This window comes from Faecalibacterium sp. DFI.5.82, from assembly GCF_029076575.1.
Lineage (GTDB): Bacteria > Bacillota > Clostridia > Oscillospirales > Ruminococcaceae > Faecalibacterium > Faecalibacterium duncaniae.
In genome coordinates, this window is sequence record NZ_JARFIS010000001.1 from 599,426 (window position 1) to 615,467 (window position 16,042).

Consider the following 16,042-nt stretch of genomic DNA (forward strand, 5'->3'; position numbering starts at 1 on the left):
GAGGAAGTTTCATGGATTACGCGAAGCAGTATCAAGAGTATCTTGCCAGGGCAAATCAGGCACTGGAAAAGGCCTGCGAGACTTTTTTACCCGAGGAATCTGAGGTCTGCCGGGCTGCCCGTTACAGCCTGCTGGGCGGCGGCAAACGCATCCGCGCAGTGCTGGTTCTGGCCGTGTGCGAGATGCTCAACGGCAGCGCTGAAGCAGCCGAGCAGTTTGCGGCGGCGGTCGAGATGCTGCACTGCTATTCTTTGATCCATGATGACCTGCCCTGCATGGACAACGATGACCTGCGCCGGGGCAAGCCCAGCTGCCACAAGGCCTTTGGTGAATCCACTGCTATGCTGGCCGGCGATGTACTGTTGACCGAGGCGTTCAACGTGGTCGCAAATGCACCGGCTTCGCCCATTGTCAGTGTGCAGGCCGCAAGGGCCTTGGGCGCTGGTGCGGGCAGCCATGGCATGGTTTACGGGCAGGAGCTTGACCTGAAATATGAGGCACTGGCTGCCACCGAGGAGCAGCTGCGGCTGATCCACCGGAACAAGACCGGTGCGCTCATCAATGCTGCTGTTCAGATGGGTGCTGCCGCTGCTCAGGCCAATGAGACCCAGTGCAAGGAGCTGGAGGACTATGCCTTCGGCATTGGTCTGGTGTTCCAGATCGTGGATGATGTGCTGGATGTGACCAGCACCGCCGAACAGCTGGGCAAACCCATTGGCAGCGACAGTGAGAACGGCAAGACCACCTTTGTGACCTTGTATGGGGCCGAGGGTGCCATGGAGCTGGCAAAAAAACTGAACAACGAGACCTGCGCCTCCCTGCACGCGGAATTTGGCGAAAAGGCCGCTTTCCTGGAGCAGCTGGCAAAAGAGCTGCTGGTGCGCCGCAGCTGATCCGAAAAATAAGAAGGTGGAACTACCATGCAATTTATCCATAGCGTCCTGACGTTCAATGAGATTCTTACAGTATCCCTGTTGTCCTGGTTTGTGGCGCAGGTGCTCAAGACCATCATCAACTTTGTCCTGCTGGGCAGGTTCCAGCTGGAGCGGATGTGGGGCGATGGCGGTATGCCCAGTGCCCACAGCGCCACGGTAACGGCCATGGTCATTGCTACGGCACGCAGCGAGGGCATCCATTCGGCTATCTTTGCGGTGGCCGCAGTTGTTGCCATCATCACCATGCACGATGCTATGGGTGTGCGCCGCGAGACCGGCGAGCAGGCCAAGGTGCTGAACAAGATGCTGGAGCAGTGGATCGAAGTGACCGAGAAAAACAATCCCTTCCTGCAGAATATGCACCTGAAAGAGATGGTTGGTCACACTCCGCTGCAGGTTATGGCCGGTTTTGCACTGGGTATACTGGTCGGCTTCCTCTATCCTATGGGCCTCTGAGCGCCCCATTTCAAAACGTGAGAAGGACGTGAATTTATGAATTCGCCTTTGCTGGAGAAAATCTCTCAGCCCAGCGATCTGAAAAAGCTGTCCAGTCAGCAGACCGTGCAGCTTTGCGCAGAAATCCGTGAATTTCTTCTGGATAACGTATCAAAGACCGGCGGCCATCTGGCATCCAATCTGGGTGCTGTGGAGCTGACGGTGGCTCTGCACCGGGTGCTGACCACCCCCACGGATGAGATCGTGTTTGATGTGGGCCATCAGTGCTATACCCACAAGTTGCTGACCGGCCGCCGCGAGGGTTTTGCCAAGCTGCGGCAGCTGGATGGCATTTCAGGTTTCCCGAACCCCAATGAAAGTGAGCATGATGCTTTTATTGCCGGTCACGGCAACACCGCGCTCTCGCTGGCTGTGGGCATTGCCTGGGCCAAAAAGCTGCGGGGCGAGCCGGGACAGGTGGTTGCCCTCATTGGTGACGGTGCCTTTACCGGCGGTATGGTCTACGAGGGGATGAACAATATCGGCGGGCTGGACAATCTGCTGGTCATCCTGAATGACAACAAGATGTCCATTTCCAAGAATGTGGGCGCGTTGTCCCGCTACCTGAGCCATCTGCGCACCACCAGCCGCTATTACGATGCCAAAGAAAATGTGCGTTCCTTTCTGGATGGCGTGCCTGTCATCGGCCCACCGCTGAAATCTGCGATCCAGAACAGCAAGGCCATGGTGCGCAGGGCAATGTATCATTCGACCATGTTCGAGGATATGGGCTTCCACTATTATGGTCCTTTTGATGGTAACAATGAGCCGGAGCTTGAAGGGATCCTGCGCGATATCCACAGGCAGCCCGGCCCCCATTTCCTGCATGTCGTGACCAAGAAAGGCAAGGGCTATGCCCCGGCTGAGAGCAACCCCGGTAACTTCCACGGTGTTTCGACCTTTGATCTGGTCAACAGCATCCCGGACCCTGAGGTGGCTCCCAAGGAGTCTTTCTCGACGGTGTTCGGCAATGTTCTGAACAAGGAGGGGGCGGAAAACCAGAAAATCTGCGCCATCACGGCCGCAATGAAGTATGGTACGGGCCTGCAGTTCTTTGCACACACCCACCCCAAGCGTTTCTTTGATGTGGGCATGGCAGAGCAGCATGCTGTGACCTTTGCAGCGGGCCTTGCCAGCCAGGGAATGCTTCCGGTAGTTTGTATCTACTCTACCTTCCTGCAGCGTTCCTATGACCAGATCATCCATGATGTGAACCTGCTGAAGGAGAACGTTGTCCTTGCCATCGACCGTGCCGGTTTTGTTCCGGCAGACGGCGAGACCCATCAGGGAATCTTTGACCCGGCCTTCCTCAGTCAGGTGGGGATCCCGGTCTATTCGCCCTCCAACTATGCCGAACTGCGGCACTGGCTGCCCATCCTGCTCAGTGATGAGATGCAGGGCCCCCGGGCAATCCGGTATCCCCGCGGTGGTGAGAGCGCAGCACTGGCGCAGTTTGGCTGTTCCGGCAGAGAATATGATCGGCTCTATACCGCCCCTGATGCCAAGGCTGTAATGGTCAGTTACGCCGACGAAGTCGAGGATGTGCTGACTGCGGCGAAGCTTCTGGGCAAAGAAAACGTTCCCTGTGATGTTTATAAGCTTGTAAAGATATATCCCTTTACACCTGAGTTTATTTCTGAAATTTCAAGATATGACGTTGTTTTGTTCGCGGAGGAATGCGTAGCCTGCGGCGGCATCGGTGAGCATCTGGAAATGGCTCTGCAGAAAGCAGGCTGGCAGGGTGCTTATATCCACCGTGGTGTGGAGGATGTGCGTCTGCCCCATGCGACGGTTCCGCAGATCAAGCAGAGCACCGGCCTGGATGCAGAACATCTGGCACAGGCCATCCGTACATGGAAAGGAGCAGAATCTTGAAGATTCGTTTGGATCAATATCTGGTTCAGCATGGCCTGATCCAGAGCCGTGAGCGCGCTAAGGCGCTGATCATGTCCGGCGTGGTCTTTGTCAATGAACAGAAGGTAGACAAAGCCGGTGAGATGATCAAGGAGGATGCCAAGGTGGAGGTGCGCGGCCATGATATCGGTTATGTCAGCCGCGGCGGCCTGAAGCTGGAAAAGGCAATGAAGTGTTTTCCGCTGACCCCCAAGGGGAAAGTCTGCATGGATATTGGCGCATCCACCGGCGGCTTTACCGACTGTATGCTGCAAAATGGTGCAGTCAAAGTCTACGCAGTGGATGTGGGCTACGGTCAGCTGGCATGGAGTTTGCGCACCGATGAGCGGGTGGTCAATATGGAGCGCACAAACATCCGCAACGTGACCCTTGACCAGCTGGCAGAGCCAATCGAGTTTTTCAGCGTAGATGTCTCTTTTATCTCGCTGCATCATATTTTCCCGGTGGCGCAGGCCATCACCACTCCGGACGCTATGGGTGTCTGCCTGGTCAAGCCTCAGTTTGAGGCTGGCCGCGAAAAAGTGGGCAAGAACGGCGTTGTCCGTGACCCTGCCACCCACCGTGAGGTGCTGCACAATGCCATGGGCTATGCTGCTGCCAACGGCTTCAAGGTCTGCGGACTGGATTTCAGCCCCGTCAAGGGCCCTGAGGGAAACATTGAATATCTGATGTTCGTTCAGAAGAGCGATGAACCCGGTGCACTGGATGATTCGGTTGCTGAACAGGTGGTGGCATCCAGCCATTCTACGCTGGACCGCTGAACCATAATCCATAAAATCAGGGAGGGCGCGGACGATGACCGTCTACATTTCCCCAAACCCCGGCAAGGCTATGGCCTACGGCATTTCCCAGCGGGCGGCGCAGATCCTGCTGACCCATGGGGCACAGGTGCTGATGCATGATGGCCTGCAGGCCGAGTGCATGACCATGGGCGTAGAGTATCTGTCCCAGAAGGAATGCCTGGAGCGGACGGATGTCATCCTGACCATCGGAGGAGATGGCACCATCCTGCACGAGGCGAATCTCTCACTGGTATACCGAAAGCCCATTCTCGGCATCAATCTGGGCCGGTGCGGCTTTCTGGCTACCTGTGAGGTCGATGAAATGGAAGCCAAGCTCTCCGCCGTAGCCCGGGGTGAATATTTTCTGGATAACCGGATGCTGCTCTATGTCCGTGTGCTGGGGGATGACAGCTGGGAGGGCCATGCCCTGAATGATGTGGTTATGACCAAGGGCCGCCTGCAGCAGGCGGTGGATTTCAGCATCTATTGTGATGATATCCTGGTGGAGCATTACCGGGGCGATGGTGTCATTGTGGCAACGCCCACCGGCTCCACCGCTTATTCTCTGGCGGCAGGCGGGCCGATCCTTGATTCTCAGACCAAAGGCATCGTTGTCACGCCCATCTGCCCCCACAGCCTTGCCAGCCCGGCCATGGTTTTTGCGCAGGAGCGCAAGATCAACCTCTGTGTGGGCCAGGTGGCAGATGAAGAAGTTTTTATCAGCTGTGATGGGGATGCGGGCTATTCCGTAAAAGCCGGAGCCACCGCGGAGGTGCGGCTGTCTGACCAGGTCGTGCAGCTCATCACCTTCAGCAAGGCCGACCAGTTCCAGGCCATTGACCAGAAACTGCGCGGCAGACGATGACACAAACACAACGAAGGGAGAAGATCACATGGGACGCACCAGCCGAGGGGATAACAAGAGCAAGCAGAAGCGGCAGCAGGCCATCCTGCGTCTGATCCAGGAGAATCCCATCAGCCGGCAGGAGACCCTGTTGGAGTACCTGAGCAAGGAGGGTTTTGATGCCACACAGGCAACCATCTCCCGCGATATCCGGGAGATGAACCTTGTCAAAGCTGCCACCACCACCGGCTACCGCTATGTTTCCAGCCACAGCGAGGCACTGAACCCCAAGATGCAGGCCCGGTTTGAGACCATCTTCCATGAATCTGTCCTGGGGGTGGACTTTGCGGGCCATGTGGTGCTTGTCAAATGCTATTCCGGCATGGCCAATGCAGCCTGTGAGGTGTTTGACGCACTCAAGTGGAAAAATGTGGTTGGCACCCTTTCCGGTGATGATACCTTTCTAATCGTGGCCCGCTCAGAGCGGGACGCAAAGACCATTTGCACCGAGCTTGGGCATTACATCGGGCAGAAATAAAGGCGGGAGAGAACGAACATGTTGAGCAGTCTGCAAATTGAAAATGTTGCAGTCATCCAGAAGGCCAACGTGCATTTTGAAAAGGGCCTGAATGTCCTTACCGGCGAGACCGGTGCGGGCAAATCTATCCTGATCGACTCCATCAATGCCATTCTGGGCAACCGCACCTCCAAGGATCTGGTGCGCACGGGGGCTGCAAAAGCAGTCATCCGGGCGGCATTTGATGATGTTCCGCCTGCAGTGCTGGACAGCCTGGAAAAGGCGGGGTATGAGCGTTCAGAAGCGCTGACCCTGAGCCGTGAGATCACTGCCGAGGGCAAGAGCACCTGCCGCATCAACGGAATGCCTGCCACAGCAGCCATTCTGCGGGAACTGTGCGGTGGGCTCATCAACATCAACGGCCAGCACGATTCCGTAGGCCTGTTGAACCCGGCCCGCCATGAGGGTATCCTGGATGCCTACGCCCAGAACGGGGCGGTGTATCAGGAGTATTATGCTGTTTACCGGGAGCTTATCAAAGTCAAAAAGGAGCTGGATGCCATCATCACCGATGAGGGTGAAAAACAGCGAAAGATCGATCTGCTGAGTTATCAGGTACAGGAGATCGAGGATGCCAGCCTGACCGCAGGCGAAGAGGAGACGCTGATGGCCCGCCGTAAGGTGCTGGCGAATGCCTCCACCATCCGGGAGCGCATCTCCCAGAGCTATGCGCTGCTTTCGGGCGGAGATGATGCCCCGGGTGCCGTTGATCTGCTGGGGGAAGCATCCAATGCGATCGATGGAGCCGCCCAACTGGACAGCGGCCTTTCTGCTGCCGCCGGACAGTTGCTGGATCTTTATTACACCGCAAAAGACCTTTCTGCTGACCTGATCGGGCGGCTGGAGGGCTACGAGACGAATGATGCAGAGCTGGATGAAATCGAACAGCGGATGGATCTGATCTACAAGCTCAAGCGGAAATACGGTGATACTGTGGAAGATATCATCGCATTTGGACAGCAGGCAAGGGAAGAGCTGGACCGCATCCAATTCTCACAGGAGCGGACAGAGCACCTGCAGGCTGAAAAGCATCGGCTCTATGTACTGGCCAGGGATAAGGCCGAGGTACTGACCCAGACCCGCCTGAAGGCCTTTGAGGAATTGAACAGGCGCATCTCCGGCACACTGGATTTTTTGAATATGCCCGGTGTCCGCATGACCCTGCGCCATACCCGCGGCCCGCTGGCCAGCCATGGCCAGGACAGCGTGGAGTTTTATATTTCCACAAACCCCGGTGAGGATCCCAAGCCGCTGGCAAAAATTGCTTCCGGCGGTGAACTGAGCCGTATCACGCTGGCAATCAAGAACGCTATGGCCGATAAGGACGCAGTGCCTACGGTTATCTACGATGAGATCGACAGCGGCGTGTCCGGCAAGGCGGCCAGCCGCATCGGTGAGGTGCTCAAACAGAGCGCAAAAGATCACCAGATCCTCTGCATCACCCACACAGCGCAGATCGCTGCACTGGCCGACTGCCATCTGCTCATCCAGAAGAATATCACGAATGAGCGAACCTATACCGAGATCCACCCGCTGGATACCGAAGGCAGAGTGGACGCGCTGGCGCATATCATTTCCGGTGACCATGTCACGGAGCTTTCCCGTGCCAATGCTCGAGAGATGCTGGGGCTGGCCGAGCATGAAACCGGTGATTGACAACCCTGCTGCTTTGTGCTAAACTAATTTTTGTTGAAAGACGTTGAAGGGAACAAGTACCTTGTCAGTGTCTGCCCAGAGAGACCCCGGTTGGTGCAAGGGGTGTGCAGAACAGCAGGGGAAATACCTCCCGGAGTTGCAGGCTGAATGCTTTGGCTAGTAGGCTGTGCCGCGTGCGAGCGTTACAAACGCAGGAGTGTATCCCATCTCTGTGGGGCGCACTCGTGAGGCCGTTCCTGTGAGGGGGCGGCAAACAGAGGTGGTACCGCGATTTTCTCGCCCTCTGCCAAATTCATTTTTGGCAGGGGGCGTTTTCTTTTGTCCTCTGCCCGACAAAACAGGAGGATAATCCTATGACCCTTTACGAAGAACTGCAGGCACGCGGTCTGGTGGCCCAGATCACCGACAATGAGATCATTGACCTCATCAACAACGGCAAGGCCACTTTCTACATTGGCTTTGACTGCACTGCGGACAGCCTGACTGCGGGCCACTTTATGGCCTTGACCCTGATGAAGCGCTTGCAGATGGCTGGCAATAAGCCCATTGCCCTGATCGGCGGCGGCACCACCATGATCGGTGACCCCTCTGGCCGTACCGATATGCGCAAGATGCTGACCAAGGAGGACATTGCTCACAATGCAGCCTGCTTCAAGAAGCAGATGGAGAAGTTCATCGATTTCTCTGAGGGCAAGGCTCTGATGCTGAACAATGCCGACTGGCTGCTGAACCTGAATTATGTTGAGCTGCTGCGTGATGTGGGTGCCTGCTTCTCCGTCAACAACATGCTCCGTGCCAAGTGCTATGAGCAGCGCATGGAGAAGGGCCTGTCCTTCCTCGAGTTCAACTACATGATCATGCAGAGCTACGACTTCTACTACATGTTCCAGCACTACGGCTGCAACATGCAGTTCGGCGGCGATGACCAGTGGAGCAACATGCTGGGCGGCACTGAGCTGATCCGCCGCAAGCTGGGCAAGGATGCCTACGCGATGACCATTACTCTGCTGACTGATTCTCAGGGCAAGAAGATGGGCAAGACTGCAGGCAATGCGGTCTGGCTCGACCCCAACAAGACCAGTCCCTTTGAGTTCTACCAGTACTGGCGCAATGTCGGCGATGCTGATGTGATGAAGTGCATCCGGATGCTGACCTTCCTTCCGCTGGAGCAGATCGATGAGATGAGCACCTGGAAGGATCAGCGTCTGAATGAGGCCAAGGAAATCCTGGCCTACGAGCTGACCAAGATGGTGCACGGCGAGGAAGAGGCTGAGAAGGCCCAGAACGCTGCCCGTGCCCTGTTCAGCGGTGCTGCTGACACTGAGCACATGCCCTCCACTCAGCTGACCGAAGCGGATCTGACCGATGGCTCCATCGGCATCCTGACCCTCATGGTCAAGGCCGGTCTGGCCGCTTCCAACGGCGAGGCCCGCCGCCTGGTTGTGCAGGGCGGTGTCCTGGTGGATGGTGAAAAGGTAGCTGCTCCCACTGTCAGCTTTACCGCTGATCAGCTGAAGAACGGTATCGTCATCAAGAAGGGCAAGAAGATTTACCACAAAGTGACCCTGTAATCTTTTAGAACCAGCGTATGATAAAAGCCCGGCGGCATCCAAAAATCGGATGCCGCCGGGCTTTTTACGTTTGTGTAATGTTTATAGAGAAGGGCACTTACAGCTCAAAGGCCTTCTTCAGCACATCGTAAGCGGAGTCCTCGTTCTCACTGCGCACCAGCAGAGAAATATCCAGATCGCTGGTGGTGATGAGCAGAACCTCGATGTCAGCCATGGCCAATGCGTTCAGGGCCCGGGCAGCTACACCGCAGCTGGTGACCATGTCCTCACCGAAGAGGTTCAGCTTGGAGTAACCAACGCTGATCAGCGGGGAAGCCTTGGCATCCTTGTCGAGATTGGCGGCAGAGATGGCCTTCATCACCAGCGTCAGATCGCTGGCAGATGCGGTAAAGCTGAAATCAATGTTGGTACCGTGAGGGGCGCTCTGACTGATCATATCCACCACAACGCCGGTATCGGCAAAGATCTGCAGGTAGCGGGCCAGGCTGTTGCCCTTGAACTCCACATCCTGCACACTGATCATCATCAGGCTGGGCTCAATGTTGATTTTGGAAACACCATACATAATGAACACTCCAATCTGCCCCAAAGGGCTACAAATTCAGGCGAGCGCCAAAAACGCGCTGTTGATGTTGGTCTGTAATACGTTCTGGATGTACTCTATCCCAAAGCTGGGGTAAGCGGCCCGGACACCGTGCGCCTGCGCCAGCTCCGGCGTATATTCCTGGAAGAGGTAGGTGCGGACGTTGGATTTACCGGCATCATAGTGGGTCACGGTGGGATGTAATTGCGGGAAAGCGACAGCGCAGTGAACGCTGCCATCCGGGTCCGTCGTCTTGTTCAGCTCCAGTGTCAGGATGGCACCGATGAGCTGATCCGGTTTGCTCTGGGTGCTGAGGAAATTTCCCAGAGAATAGGCCACAAAGGTCTGGCGGCCATCCACAGAGGTTTTCCACTCGGCATCCTGCACCACATGAGGGTGCGTGCCCAGAATAACATCCGCACCCCAGTCGGAAAGCTGCTGGGCGAGGTCCCGCTGGGTCTGGGTGATCTTGTGACTATCCTCCACGCCCCAGTGAACTCCCACCACCACGAAATCGGCCAGCTCACGCGCCCTGCGCACCTGCTGTTCCATCACATCCCGCTGGCTGGTGTAGATGACATTGGCCGTCATTGCACTGCTCTGCGGGATGCCATTGGTGTGGTCGGTGTAGGAGAGGTAGGCAATCGTCACACCGTTTACCGTCTGCAAGGGGATAGTACCATAATCGCTCTCTCCGTACCACAGGCCGGTCGTGACCACATCTTCCGGCATCTCGTCCCAAAACCGCAGCGTTGCTGCGATACCTTTGGCACCTTTATCGTAGGTGTGATTGTTGGAAAGACTGAACACCCGGATGCCTGCCCGGTAAAGAGCCTCTGCGCATTCACCGGGGGTAGAAAAGCAGGGATAGGTGGAAGGCTCCAGTTCCTTGCTGCAGAGTGTTTCCTGGTTGATCCAGTTTACATCCTGCGCGGCATAAAAATCCAGCAGGTGCTCGTAGCAGTAGTCAAAATTATATCGCTGGCCTTCCGCTGCCCGGCGGGCTGCCTGTTTGTAGATGGGAGCATGGATCAGATTGTCCCCGGTGGCCGAAAAACGCAGTGTGGTTGTAACAGGCTGCGGTTCCGGTTCGGGCGGGGGAACGCTTTCAGCGGTCGAAGGCTCGTCCTCAAAGGGGCCAAGCACGATGCCAGGAGTCTGGAAGCGCCAGAGGCCAAAGCAGGCCAATGCCGCACCAGCCACCAGCAGCACTCCCATCATCCTCAGAAAAACGGGTTTTCGTTTTCGCCGGTTCTGCAGTTCGTGCCGCGAATGTCGTTTCGTGGATGCCGCGTGTCTTGCCTGTTCCATTCCGTCAGCCCTCCTGCCGCTCAAAATGGTGGAAGACGCAGAGACCTTACAGCTCTGCGATCATGTTACCCATATTGTACAGGCCAGGCTCCTTTTTTGCAAGATAGACAGCAGCATTTATTGCGCCATTTGCAAAAACACTGCGGGAATATGCAGTATGCTTGAGGGTGATGACCTCGTCCGGACCGCAGAACAGCACCTCGTGGTCGCCCACGATGCTGCCTCCGCGCACGGAGCTGATGCCGATTTCCTTCGGGTCGCGCTTCTGGCGCACACAGGAACGGTCGTAAACATAATGATATGCGCCGTTATTCTCTTCATTGATGGCATCGGCCAGCATCAGGGCAGTGCCGCTGGGGGCATCCAGCTTGTTGTGGTGGTGCTGCTCCACGATCTCCACATCATAGTCTGCACCCAGAATGGCCGATGCACGCTTGCACAGCTCCGACAGCAGGTTGATGCCGATGGACATGTTGGCGCTCTTGAACACGGGCACAATGCGGGACAGCTGCACCACCTTCAGCTGCAGCTCTTCGGAAAGGCCAGTGGTGCAGACCACGATGGGCATCTTGTGTGCTTCGCAATAGGTCAGTGCCTTTTCCACAGCAGCAGGAGCGCTGAAATCAATGATGACATCGCCCTTGCCGTCCAGCTTATCCAGACTGTCGTATACGGGGATGCCGTTCTGCTCACCGTCCTGCTGGTCGATCCCGGCGACCACGCGGCAGTCACTCCGGTTTGCAATCATCTCGCAGAGGACGTGGCCCATCCGGCCGCCAATGCCCTGAATGATAATATCTGTCATTTTTGTTTCCTCGTTTTCTGTTGTAACGGCAAATGCCCGGGAGGAACCAATCCCACCAGGCATTGTGCGTTGTTTCGTTTATTCCTGAATCAGACCTTCGGCCTCCAGTGCCTGCTCGATCTTCTCCTTGTGGGCATCACTGGGCTCGACCAGCGGCAGACGGCAGGGACCGGCCTCCCAGCCCAGCACATTCATGGCGTACTTGACAGGGATGGGATTTACTTCGCAGAAGAGTGCATCCGCCAAGGGCAGGATCTCCAGCTGCAGCTTGCAGGCAGTTTTGGTGTCGCCCTCAAACCATGCCTTGCAGCAGTTGTGCACCAGCTCAGGTTTGACATTGGAGACCACACTGATGACACCCTTGCCGCCCAGAGACAGCAGGGGAACAACCTGATCATCGTTGCCAGAGTAGATGTTCAGCTCGTCACCGCACAGCTGAGCGATCTTGGCCACCTGAGAGATGTTGCCCGAGGCCTCCTTGATGCCGTTGATAAGCGGATTCCGGCTCAGCTCCAGCGCTGTCTCGGGGGTGATGTTCAGACCGGTACGGGAAGGCACATTATACAGGATAACAGGGATGCCGCCCGCCTCGGCCATAGCGGTAAAGTGAGCCACCAGACCTGCCTGCGTGGTCTTGTTGTAATAGGGGGTCACCAGCAGCAGGGCATCGGCACCGCAGGCAGCAGACTTTGCTGCCAGTGCACAGCCGTGATCGGTATCATTGGAACCAGCACCCGCAATAACAGGCACCCGGTGGTTGACCGTCTCGACCGTAAACTTGATGGCGGCCAGCTGCTCCTCATCGGTCATGGTAGAGCATTCGCCGGTAGTGCCGCAGATCACAATAGCATCGGTGCCCCGTGCAATCTGATCTTCAATGATGCGGCCCAGCTCATCAAAGTTGATGCTGCCATCTTCGTACATGGGGGTGATGATCGCCACCGCCGCGCCGGTAAAGACAGGATTCTTCATAGTATAAAACTCCTTTGTACGCTCCGTCAGGAACGTGTTGTTCAGTCAAAATAGCCCTTTGCTGCCAGCAGCTCAGCCAGCAGCACGGCACCGCCGGCAGCGCCGCGCAGGGTGTTGTGACTCATGCAGGCGAACTTGTAGTCAAACAGGGTGTCCTCGCGCAGGCGGCCGATGCAGACAGCCATGCCGTTCTCTGTGTTGCGATCCAGCTTGGGCTGAGGACGATCAGGCTCAGTGAAGTAGTGCAGGAACTGCTTGGGTGCGCTGGGCAGGTTCAGCTCCTGTGCAGGGCCGCGGAAGTTAGCCCAGGCCTCGAGCATCTGCTCCTGGGTGGGCTTTTTGTCAAAGCTTACAAACACGGCGGCGGTGTGGCCGTCAGAAACGGGAACACGGAAGCACTGCGCAGTGATCGTGGGCTTCTCGGCGTTGACGATCTGATCGCCCTCGATGTGGCCCCACAGCTTCAGCGGCTCGCGCTCGCTCTTCTCTTCCTCACCGCCGATGTAGGGGATGACGTTATCTACGATCTCGGGCATCCGGTCAAAGGTCTTGCCTGCACCGGAAATGGCCTGATAGGTGCAGACCAGAGCCTTGTTGACACCAAACTCCTTCATCAGGGGATGCAGGGCAGGCACATAGCTCTGCAGGCTGCAGTTGGACTTGACCGCGATGAAGCCGCGCTTGGTACCCAGACGCTTGCGCTGGGCAGGGATGATCTCAATGTGGTCTGCGTTGATCTCAGGCACGACCATGGGAACATCTGGGGTAAAGCGGTTTGCGCTGTTGTTGGAGACCACAGGGCACTCGGCCTTTGCGTAAGCCTCTTCCAGTGCCTTGATCTCGGCCTTGGGCATATTGACTGCGCAGAAGATGAAATCGACCTGAGAAGCGACCTCTTCCACCTTGGCGGCATCCAGCACGACCATCTTCTTGACGCTCTCGGGCATCGGGGTGGTCATTGCCCAGCGGCTGCCAACGGCATCCTCATAGGTCTTGCCTGCGCTGCGGCCGGACGCGGCCAGCGTGGTCAGCTTGAACCAGGGATGATTCTCAAGCAGGGTCACAAAACGCTGCCCCACCATGCCCGTTGCACCAACGATACCAACTTTATACTGTTTTTCCATTTCCAGCACCTTTCCTTTCAATAAAAGCAAATTTACATCGAACACGGCTTGCAAACCAGCCGACCTTGCAATATAATAGATACTGTTTATACAGATTTTATGATAACATTGATACGGCACTCGTGTCAATCATCGGAAAGGCAAATGCAAAGTATGTTAAAAAAAGATTTTTGGTATGATTTACCCAAAGAACTCATTGCACAGGAGCCTGCAGATCCCAGAGACTCGGCCCGGCTCATGGTTCTGAGCCAGAAGGACGACAGCATCCAGCACCGGATCTTCCGCGATCTGCCGGAGTATCTTGAGCCGGGTGACCTGCTGGTGGTCAATAACTCCAAGGTGCTGCCCGCCCGCATCGTGGGTGTCAAACAGCCCACCGGTGCTGTGTGTGAGCTGCTGCTTCTGCGGCAGGTCAAGGGAGATCAGTGGGAGTGCCTGGCAAAGCCCGGCAAGCGGATGCAGCCCGGCACCAAGGTCAGTTTTGGTGACGGCACCCTGACCGCTGTGGTGGACGAAACGCTGGAGGATGGCAACAAGTTTGTTACATTCTATTATGACACCGAGACCCTTTATGAAAAGCTGGATGAATTTGGCAAGATGCCGCTGCCGCCCTACATCACCAAGCAGTTGGAAGATCAGAGCCAGTATCAGACGGTCTATGCCAAGGAGCTGGGCAGCGCTGCTGCACCCACGGCAGGCCTGCACTTTACCCCGGAGCTGATGGATACCATCCGTTCCAAGGGTGTCGGCATTGCCGAGGTTACCCTGCATGTGGGTCTGGGAACCTTCCGCCCCGTGCAGGAGGACGAGATCTCGGATCACAAGATGCACAGTGAGTGGTATTCCATCAGCGAGGAGACTGCTCAGCGCATCCGGGAAACCAAGGCCGCCGGGCACCGCGTGATCGCCGTTGGCACCACCAGCTGCCGCACGCTGGAAGCCGCCGCCGCAAAATATGGCGAGATCAAGGCCTGCAGCGGCAACACCTCTATCTTCCTCTACCCGGGTGTCAAGTTCAACTGCATCGATGGCCTGATCACCAACTTCCACCTGCCGGAAAGCACCCTCATCATGCTGGTCTCTGCCCTCTACGGCTACGAAAAGACCATGGCTGCCTATAAAGTTGCCGTAGAGGAAAAGTACCGCTTCTTTTCCTTCGGCGATGCGATGCTGATCCTGTGATCCCTCAGCACCCGCTCTCCCAAAAGCCCAAAACACTGCCGGATCCGTTTCGGCAGCTTGGTATCCACCACTTCTGAACCTGCCGCCTGCCCGGCGGCACAAGGCTGTACGGCTGTTTTCCGTACACAGAAAGGAAAAAACTTATGCCTTCTTTGACCACTTTTAAGCTGCTCAAGCAGGAGCACAACGCCCGGCGGGGTGAGTTCAAGACCGTGCACGGCACGGTGCAGACCCCGGCTTTCCAGAATGTTGCCACCGCCGGTGCCATCAAGGGCGGCCTGTCCGCGCAGGATCTGCAGCAGATCGGCACCCAGGTGATGCTCTGCAACACCTACCACCTGCATCTGCGTCCCGGTGATCAGCTGGTAGCCGATATGGGCGGTCTGCACAAATTTACCCGCTGGAACGGGCCCATCCTGACCGACAGCGGCGGATTCCAGGTGTTCAGCCTGTCCAAGCTGCGTAAGATCACGGAAGAAGGCGTGACCTTTGCTTCCCATCTGGACGGCCACCGCATCTTTATGGGCCCTGAGGAGAGTATGCAGATCCAGGCAAACCTGGGCTCCACCATTGCAATGGCCTTTGATGAGTGTGTGGAGAATCCTGCCCAGCACGCGTACTCAAAAGCCAGCTGTGAGCGCACCACCCGCTGGCTCAAGCGCTGCAAGGCTGAGATGGCCCGTCTGAAGCAGGAGGGCAAGGCCACCAACCCTGACCAGCTGCTGTTCGGCATCAATCAGGGCTGCACCTTTGCTGACCTGCGTGTAGAGCACATGAAGCAGATCGCGGAGCTGGAGCTGGACGGCTACGCCATCGGCGGCCTGGCCGTGGGTGAGCCTGCTGAGGTGATGTACGAGATGATCAGTGAGGTGGAGCCTTATATGCCCAAGGATAGGATCCGCTATCTGATGGGTGTCGGCACCCCCGGCAATATGATCGAGGCTGTTTCCCGCGGCGTGGATCTGTTTGACTGCGTCATGCCCAGCCGCAATGCCCGCCATGGCCACCTGAATACCTGGGGCGGCATTATTAACATCAAGAACGCAAAGTACGAGCGGGACGAGCGCCCCATTGACCCCACCTGTGGCTGCCCGGCCTGCCGGAACTACTCCCGTGCCTATATCCGCCACCTGTTCAAGGCAGAGGAACTGCTGGGCATGCGTCTGGCCGTTATGCACAACCTGTGGTTCTACAACCACCTGATGGAGCGTATCCGCGATGAGTTGGACGCAGGCACCTTTACCGCCTTCCATGACCGTTACGTCAAGCTGCTGGATACAAGAATTTGAGC

The 16,042-nt window shown here is 56.7% G+C and carries 15 protein-coding genes and 1 other annotated feature; of the genes, 10 read left to right on the forward strand and 5 right to left on the reverse strand.

The genetic code is table 11. From position 1 onward, the window contains the following. Window positions 1-11 precede the first annotated feature (11 nt). The 8 genes from P0G09_RS03075 to tyrS all read left to right on the forward strand — a co-directional run bounded on the left by P0G09_RS03075 (window position 12) and on the right by tyrS (window position 8,774). The gene (locus P0G09_RS03075; protein ID WP_275251892.1) at window positions 12-893 is read left to right on the forward strand and encodes a polyprenyl synthetase family protein; all 882 of its coding nucleotides are present in this window, start codon (window positions 12-14) and stop codon (window positions 891-893) included. A gap of 27 nt (window positions 894-920) precedes the next feature. After that, window positions 921-1,391 (forward strand): divergent PAP2 family protein, encoded by a 471-nt coding sequence (locus P0G09_RS03080; RefSeq protein ID WP_005934165.1) that lies wholly within the window; start codon window positions 921-923, stop codon window positions 1,389-1,391. 36 nt (window positions 1,392-1,427) lie between these two features. Further along, the gene (gene dxs / locus P0G09_RS03085; RefSeq protein WP_275251893.1) at window positions 1,428-3,305 is read left to right on the forward strand and encodes a 1-deoxy-D-xylulose-5-phosphate synthase; all 1,878 of its coding nucleotides are present in this window, start codon (window positions 1,428-1,430) and stop codon (window positions 3,303-3,305) included. Then, complete coding sequence (locus P0G09_RS03090) at window positions 3,302-4,105, forward strand: TlyA family RNA methyltransferase (protein ID WP_227612379.1); 804 nt, start codon at window positions 3,302-3,304, stop codon at window positions 4,103-4,105. Before dxs ends, P0G09_RS03090 begins: the two co-directional genes overlap by 4 nt. A 34-nt stretch (window positions 4,106-4,139) precedes the next feature. Next, the gene (locus P0G09_RS03095; RefSeq protein ID WP_275251894.1) at window positions 4,140-4,991 is read left to right on the forward strand and encodes an NAD(+)/NADH kinase; all 852 of its coding nucleotides are present in this window, start codon (window positions 4,140-4,142) and stop codon (window positions 4,989-4,991) included. A gap of 28 nt (window positions 4,992-5,019) precedes the next feature. After that, the gene (locus P0G09_RS03100) at window positions 5,020-5,508 is read left to right on the forward strand and encodes an arginine repressor (protein ID WP_098922368.1); all 489 of its coding nucleotides are present in this window, start codon (window positions 5,020-5,022) and stop codon (window positions 5,506-5,508) included. 18 nt (window positions 5,509-5,526) lie between these two features. After that, window positions 5,527-7,203 carry a DNA repair protein RecN gene (gene recN, locus P0G09_RS03105; protein WP_005934201.1) on the forward strand — a complete coding sequence of 559 codons (1,677 nt, stop codon included), beginning with the start codon at window positions 5,527-5,529 and terminating at the stop codon, window positions 7,201-7,203. A 34-nt stretch (window positions 7,204-7,237) separates the two neighbouring features. Continuing rightward, window positions 7,238-7,490 (forward strand) — a binding site (T-box leader). Between the two features lie 66 nt (window positions 7,491-7,556). Beyond that, window positions 7,557-8,774 (forward strand): tyrosine--tRNA ligase, encoded by a 1,218-nt coding sequence (tyrS, locus tag P0G09_RS03110; RefSeq protein ID WP_097771118.1) that lies wholly within the window; start codon window positions 7,557-7,559, stop codon window positions 8,772-8,774. A 97-nt stretch (window positions 8,775-8,871) separates the two neighbouring features. Here the strand turns inward: tyrS and P0G09_RS03115 are convergent, their stop codons facing one another. The 5 genes from P0G09_RS03115 to asd form a co-directional block, all read right to left on the reverse strand. Continuing rightward, a complete protein-coding gene (locus tag P0G09_RS03115) occupies window positions 8,872-9,339 on the reverse strand; it encodes an ACT domain-containing protein (protein ID WP_097771119.1) in 468 nt (155 codons plus the stop codon). A 36-nt stretch (window positions 9,340-9,375) separates the two neighbouring features. Continuing rightward, window positions 9,376-10,668 (reverse strand): CapA family protein, encoded by a 1,293-nt coding sequence (locus P0G09_RS03120; RefSeq protein WP_275251895.1) that lies wholly within the window; start codon window positions 10,666-10,668, stop codon window positions 9,376-9,378. Window positions 10,669-10,714: 46 nt separating this feature from the next. Next, the gene (gene dapB, locus P0G09_RS03125) at window positions 10,715-11,473 is read right to left on the reverse strand and encodes a 4-hydroxy-tetrahydrodipicolinate reductase (RefSeq protein ID WP_275251896.1); all 759 of its coding nucleotides are present in this window, start codon (window positions 11,471-11,473) and stop codon (window positions 10,715-10,717) included. 78 nt (window positions 11,474-11,551) lie between these two features. After that, on the reverse strand, window positions 11,552-12,445 hold the full coding sequence (gene dapA / locus P0G09_RS03130) for a 4-hydroxy-tetrahydrodipicolinate synthase (RefSeq protein WP_005934211.1): 894 nt from the start codon (window positions 12,443-12,445) through the stop codon (window positions 11,552-11,554). A 41-nt stretch (window positions 12,446-12,486) separates the two neighbouring features. Next, a complete protein-coding gene (asd, locus tag P0G09_RS03135) occupies window positions 12,487-13,569 on the reverse strand; it encodes an aspartate-semialdehyde dehydrogenase (protein ID WP_035394444.1) in 1,083 nt (360 codons plus the stop codon). A 153-nt stretch (window positions 13,570-13,722) separates the two neighbouring features. Between asd and queA the strand changes: the two genes are divergently transcribed. Beyond that, complete coding sequence (gene queA / locus P0G09_RS03140; RefSeq protein WP_099357184.1) at window positions 13,723-14,751, forward strand: tRNA preQ1(34) S-adenosylmethionine ribosyltransferase-isomerase QueA; 1,029 nt, start codon at window positions 13,723-13,725, stop codon at window positions 14,749-14,751. A 143-nt stretch (window positions 14,752-14,894) separates the two neighbouring features. Beyond that, entirely contained in the window at window positions 14,895-16,040 is a 1,146-nt protein-coding gene (gene tgt / locus P0G09_RS03145) for a tRNA guanosine(34) transglycosylase Tgt (protein WP_275251897.1), read from the forward strand. The last annotated feature ends 2 nt before the right edge of the window (window positions 16,041-16,042 follow it).